This is a genomic window from Streptosporangium sp. NPDC048047 (assembly GCF_040653115.1).
Taxonomy (GTDB): Bacteria; Actinomycetota; Actinomycetes; order Streptosporangiales; family Streptosporangiaceae; genus Streptosporangium.
This window is the reverse complement of sequence record NZ_JBEZNH010000114.1, coordinates 1-5,726: the sequence shown is the minus strand read 5'-3', so window position 1 is coordinate 5,726 and position 5,726 is coordinate 1. Positions and strand designations below refer to the sequence as shown.

At 73.6% G+C, this 5,726-nt stretch carries 4 protein-coding genes; 1 reads left to right on the top strand and 3 read right to left on the bottom strand.

Annotation, left to right across the window (positions count from 1 at the left end):
- Positions 1-574: 574 nt before the first annotated feature.
- Positions 575-2,164 (bottom strand): phosphoglycerate dehydrogenase, encoded by a 1,590-nt coding sequence (gene serA, locus AB0D67_RS38810; protein ID WP_362947363.1) that lies wholly within the window; start codon positions 2,162-2,164, stop codon positions 575-577.
- Positions 2,165-2,376: 212 nt separating this feature from the next.
- On the opposite strand from serA, the gene AB0D67_RS38805 reads away from it, so the two are divergent.
- Positions 2,377-3,243 carry a hypothetical protein gene (locus tag AB0D67_RS38805; RefSeq protein ID WP_362947360.1) on the top strand — a complete coding sequence of 289 codons (867 nt, stop codon included), beginning with the start codon at positions 2,377-2,379 and terminating at the stop codon, positions 3,241-3,243.
- 177 nt (positions 3,244-3,420) lie between these two features.
- Here the strand turns inward: AB0D67_RS38805 and AB0D67_RS38800 are convergent, their stop codons facing one another.
- Both AB0D67_RS38800 and AB0D67_RS38795 read right to left on the bottom strand, forming a co-directional pair.
- Positions 3,421-3,993 carry a hypothetical protein gene (locus AB0D67_RS38800; protein WP_362947357.1) on the bottom strand — a complete coding sequence of 191 codons (573 nt, stop codon included), beginning with the start codon at positions 3,991-3,993 and terminating at the stop codon, positions 3,421-3,423.
- A gap of 345 nt (positions 3,994-4,338) precedes the next feature.
- Positions 4,339-5,726: FtsX-like permease family protein (locus AB0D67_RS38795; RefSeq protein ID WP_362947355.1), on the bottom strand; the 1,388-nt coding region annotated here is incomplete at its 5' end.

The window sequence follows — 5,726 nt, the reverse complement described above, 5'->3', positions numbered from 1 at the left end:
ACCAGGCACCGAGTCTGCCTGATCAGCCGACCCGGTAGCTCCCATTAGCGGATGGGCACCCCGCCGTTGTCGCGCCGGTCCAGCGCGGTCTGCAGCGCGTCGGCGGCCTCGTCCTTGCTTTCTTCCGGACGGTTCCAGGGATACATGTCGTACATGACAAGCCTCGTCTCGTTCACGGGCGAGCGGGAAATGTGATGGGGGACTCCGGTCACGAGTCCGACCGGGCCTGGGGCCGCGGATCCGGGTCGCGGATCCGCGACGCGAAGGTGAAGCCGGCGAACGCCATCGCACCGCGGCGAGGTGCCGGCCTGTCCGTCAGGCCCCGCCGCGGCAGGTAAGGATTACGAGAACCTGGCGCATTTCCTGTCACAGTACCCGCCCGCCGGAACGCCGTCTCGCCCGCCGTACACATTTCTCACATGATGAGACGCCAGCGCGCGCTCCGCGTGACGGCCCGTCCCGCCGTGCACGCCCGGGATCCGCTCCGCCGTACGGGCTCGGGTCCGCTCGCCGTACGGGCTCGGAAACGTCTCCGCGGGCCCCCGCCGTGCCGGGGACCCGCGGAGACGGCGGGCTAGTCGGCCAGGTCGACCGAGCGGCCGCTGTCGGCGCCGATCTCGGCGGCGATCTGGTCCACCACGTCGGCCGGGATGGCGGTGTCGACGGTCAGCGCGATGAGCGCCTTGCCGCCCTTGACATCACGGGCCACCTGCATCGAGGCGATGTTGATGCCGTGGTCGCCCAGGATGCGCCCGACGACGCCGACGACGCCGGGACGGTCGCTGTAGGTGAAGAACGACAGGTGGTCGGTCGGCTCGATCTCCATCTGGTAACCGTTGACCTCGACGATCTTCGTGATCTGCCGCGGGCCGGACAGCGTTCCGGAGACCGAGACCGTACGGCCGTCGGCGAGGACGCCGCGCACGGTCACCACGTTGCGCCAGTCGGGGCTGTCCGGGCTGGTGACCAGCTCGACGGTCACCCCGCGGTCCCTGGCCAGCAGCGGGGCGTTGACGTAGGTGACGGAGTCCTCCACCACGTCGGCGAAGACGCCCTTGAGCGCGGCCAGCTCCAGCACCCGCACGTCGTGCGCGGTGATCTCACCGCGGACCTCGACGTCCAGGCGGGTGGCGACCTCGCCGGCCAGCGCGGTGAACACCCGGCCGAGCTTCTCGGCCAGCGGCAGGCCGGGCTTGACGTCCTCGGCGACGGCGCCGCCCTGGACGTTGACGGCGTCCGGCACGAACTCCCCGGCAAGGGCCAGCTTCACGCTGCGCGCGACCTGGGTGCCGGCCTTCTCCTGGGCCTCGTGGGTGGAGGCGCCCAGGTGCGGGGTGACGACGACCTGGTCCAGCTCGAACAGCGGGCTGTCGGTGACCGGCTCCTTGGGGAAGACGTCGACGCCGGCGCCGGCGACCCGGCCCTCCTTGATCGCCGAGTACAGGGCGTTCTCGTCGATGATGCCGCCGCGGGCGACGTTGATCAGGCGCACCGTCGGCTTGACGGCCCGCAGCTCCTTGTCGCCGATGAGCCCGATGGTCTCCTTGGACTTGGGCAGGTGCACGGTGATGAAGTCGGCCTCGGCGAGGGCCTCCTCCAGCGACACCAGGCGGACGCCCATCTGCGCGGCGCGGGCCGGCTGCAGGTAGGGGTCGTAGGCGATCAGCTCGACCCCGAACGGCTGCAGGCGCTGGGCGACGAGCTGACCGATCTTGCCGAGGCCGAGGATGGCGACGACCTTCTCGTCGAGCTCGACGCCGGTGTACTTGGAGCGCTTCCACTCGCCGCCCTTGAGCGCGGAGTGCGCCTGGGCGACGTTGCGCGCGGAGGCGAGGATCAGCGCGACGGTGTGCTCGGCGGCGCTGGTGATGTTGGAGGTCGGGGCGTTGACGACCATGACACCGGCCTTGGTGGCGGCCTCGACGTCGACGTTGTCCAGCCCGACGCCGGCGCGGGCGACGACCCGGAGCTTCGGCGCGGCGGCGATCGCTTCGGCGTCCACCTGGGTGGCGCTGCGCACGATGAGGGCGTCGACCCCGGCGAGGGCGGGCAGGAACTGCGCGCGGTCGGCGCCGTCGACGTGGCGGACGTCGAAGTCCGCGCCCAGGACCGCGAGACCGGCCTCGGAGAGTTCCTCTGCGACCAGTACGACGGGCTTGTTCACAGGCGGGATCCTTAAGACGAGAGGCTGCTGCACGACCTCTCGAGTCTACCGACGCTTGTGAACGTGTTCACGAGTGTCCCGGCATACGAGACGGGTCTTGCCGCTACCCATCCGGGACGATCTCATGCGTACAAAATTCAACTTGGTATTGCTCACCACAAAAGTTCACGATTACCCTCATAAGCCGTGGTCCCCTACCTATCGTTCCTCATATGAGCATCGGGAACCCCGCTCTCGGCGACGTGCTCGCACAGCACGGCGGCCCGCACCGGCTGCTGGCGGCGCTCGCCGAATGGGGACTCCTGGTAGCCGTGCGACCGGACCGCTCCGTCGTGCTCGGCACGACGCAGACGGGTGAACGCGTGCTCCTCGGATACACCTCGACGAGCACCTACGCACGGCACCGTGGCAGCCACTCCCTGTCGGCCTGCGACGCCGACACCATCCTCGACATCCAGCGCGTCACCGGTGTGCGGGAAATCGTGATCGACGCAGCGGGACCGGCGGCCGCCGCCGTCCCCATCGAGGACCTCAGGCGATATCTCGACTCCACCCGCAGCGGTCCCGCGCCCGCGCTGACGTCCAGCACCCCGACGGCGTACGCCACCGGGGCGATGGCCACGGTGTCGCGTCCCGCGCCGGTCCGCCCCCAGCAGCGGACCGCCGCGCCCACCGGGGCCGCAGTGCCCGCGCAGCCGTGGATCCCCGCCCCCCGGCCCCACCTGTCGGGGCCGATGCAGATGGTGGATCCGGGCTACCGTCGCTGCCGCCATCCCATCCTGCCCGCGCTGCGGGCGGCGATCGCGCAGGTCCTCGCCGACTACCCGCTCGTCCACCACGTGTGGATCTCCGAGGCCAGGACCTCCTCCGGCGCGCCCGGGATCATGTTGCACGTCAAGGTGCACATGACGGCGGCCGAGGACGTGGTCCGGGACATCCACCGCGGAGTGCGCGCCCGGCTGCCGCAGCTCGCCGCCAGCGAGGCGCCGATCCTGATGGCACGGGTCGCCGACGCGCGCACCGAGCGGCGGATGATCGAGCTCTGCGCCCACGTGGTCTGCGCCGACGTCATCGACTGAGACCGTCCTCCGGCGTGGGCGGGACGTCCCGCCCACGCCGCCCGGGCCGGTCCCCGCCCGGTGGACGACGCCCGGCTCGCGACCCCGAGCCGCCCGGGTCCGTCCCCGTGCCCTCGCGACGCCTTCGCGTGAACCGGTACGGCCGGCGCCACCCGCCCGGCACCGGCCCCGGGCGGGTCACTTGATCAGGACGTTCGCGGCGACGACGAACAGGCCGAGCAGCATGCTCGCGCCGCCCGTCCGCAGGGCCGCCCACCGGGCGCGGCCGGAGACCCGCGCCGCCCACACCCCCAGGCCGAAGAGCGTGAACGCGTTGAGCACCAGGACCGCCTCGACCGCGACGTAGGGGTCCCACCACCGCAGGTGCGCCGCCAGGAGCGAGGCCACCGCAGGCAGCGCCGCCGCCACCAGCGGCCACTCCGCCAGCAGCGAGCGCGCCGCGTGGGCGAGCGACCCGCCGGTCCGCGCCGGTTCGGCGATGGCGTGCGCGTAGGCGTGGGCCGCGGCCGAGACGAGCGCGGACACCAGGATCCACAGCAACTCGTAGCCGGGGTTCGGCGGGACTCCGGTCTTGTCGAGCGCCGCGGCCAGGCTGCTGGCCAGGACGGTCCCGTAGACGGCGCCGAACAGCGTCCGCCGGGACGGCCGGCGCCACAGGTCCCGCAGGAACGCCGCCGCGCCGGAACGGCCGGTGCCGGTGGACCCGGTACGGCCGGCGCCGGCCGTACCGGGTCCACCGGCACCGGCCACGCCGAACCGGCCCTCACCGCCGCGCGGACCGGACCGGCCCGCGTCCCCCGGCCCGCCCGTTTCTCCGGGCCCGCCGTCGGCCGCATCGGACGGACCCGTGTCCTCCGGCCCGCCAGGCGAGCCGGACGAGCCGGGCGGACCAGGCGAGCCGGACGAGCCGGGCGGACCAGGCGGGCCGGGCCCGCCTGCCGGGCCGTCCGGCGGGCCGCCGGGAACATCGTGGGGCATCGTCTCGCTCGCCGCCGGGATCTGGTGATCGGAACCTCACCACCACACCTACCAGCCCGGACGCCCGGCACGGCGTACCCTCGCCGCACCGGCCGGTCGTCCCTCGATGTCGAGAGGTCAGGTGATCCGGCGGGTCAGGATGACCCGGGTCCGGGTGAACGCCCCCGCGACCAGCGCCGCCAGCAGCGGCAGGCCGACCACCAGCACGGTGAGAAAGGTCCAGGGAACGGCCACGACCGGCGGTTCGGTGGGAAACGGCGGCAGCCACTCCTGGTGCGGTGGCATGGAGAGGGTCCGGCCCGGGGCCAGGACCGGCCAGAGCGCGGCGACTCCGACCGCGACCCCTTGAAGTACGCCGACCGGCGCGCCGAGGGCGGTGATGAACGCCGCCTGGCCGGCGACGACCAGCCGCCGGGTGCCGGGTTTCGCGCCGACCGCGGCCATGGTGGCGAGGTCGGGCCGCAGGTCGGCCGCGGCGAGGCCGGTGGCGGCGAGCGTGCCGCCCAGTGCCAGGACCGCCGCCGCGGTCAGGAGCAGCACGAGCTGCGGCAGGACGCCCGCCCCGAGCCCACCCTGGGTGATCACCTCGGCTCGGCCGGCCGTGGCGGCCAGCTCCCGTTCCAGCCGGGTCCGCTCCGCCGGGCCGAGCCGGTGGACGGCCGGGTCGAGGTACAGCACGCGCGCCAGGGGTTTCAGGCCGAGGGCGGGCAAGGCGGAGACGGGAAGCACCGCGACGGCGTACCGGGGGTCGGCGGCCCGCGCCACGACCGCTGGAACCGCGGGATCGGCCGGGATTCCACGCGGACGACGGCCGGAGCTCCGGACGATCAACCGCAGCCGCCCGTCACGCACCAGGTCCGGGTCGAATACCACGGCCTTGCCCGCGGCGAACGCCGCCGCCGCGACCGGGTCCTCACGGCCCTGGACGAGCGCCAGCAGCCTCCCGTCCCCCACCGGCAGTCCTCTGTGATAGTGACGGCCGTACACCGTCTCCTCGGAGGAGACCCGGGTGACGATCTCGACGCGGGTTCCCCTGACGTCCCGGGGTGCGACGGCCTCGATCGGCGGCGCCCCGGAGGACCTCCGTCCGGCGACCTCCTTGGCCTGGGCCCACCGGGCGTTGTCGAAGGAGAGCCCGGTGACCGTCGTGGTCCCCTCCGGGAGGGCCGCGTGGTAGGAGGCGCTCCGGGCGGCGAAGCCACTGGCCACCATGACGGCCGCGACCGTGCACGCCGCCGTCGCCGTCATGACCGCCGCGACGGCCGCGGCGGTGCGGCCCCGGTTGCGGGCCGCGTCGCGGGCGGCCAGCCGCAACGGCAGCGACAGCGTCCGGGCGGCCAGCGCCGCCCCGCCCCGGACCAGCGAGGGCGTCAGGGTGATGAGCCCCAGCAGGGCCGGGACCGCCGCGACGAGGACCCAGGTCGTGCGGAATCTGATGGCGAGCACGACTGCCACGGCTCCCGCGACGACCAGGACCGCCCCGAGGATCGGACGGCCCGCGCGGT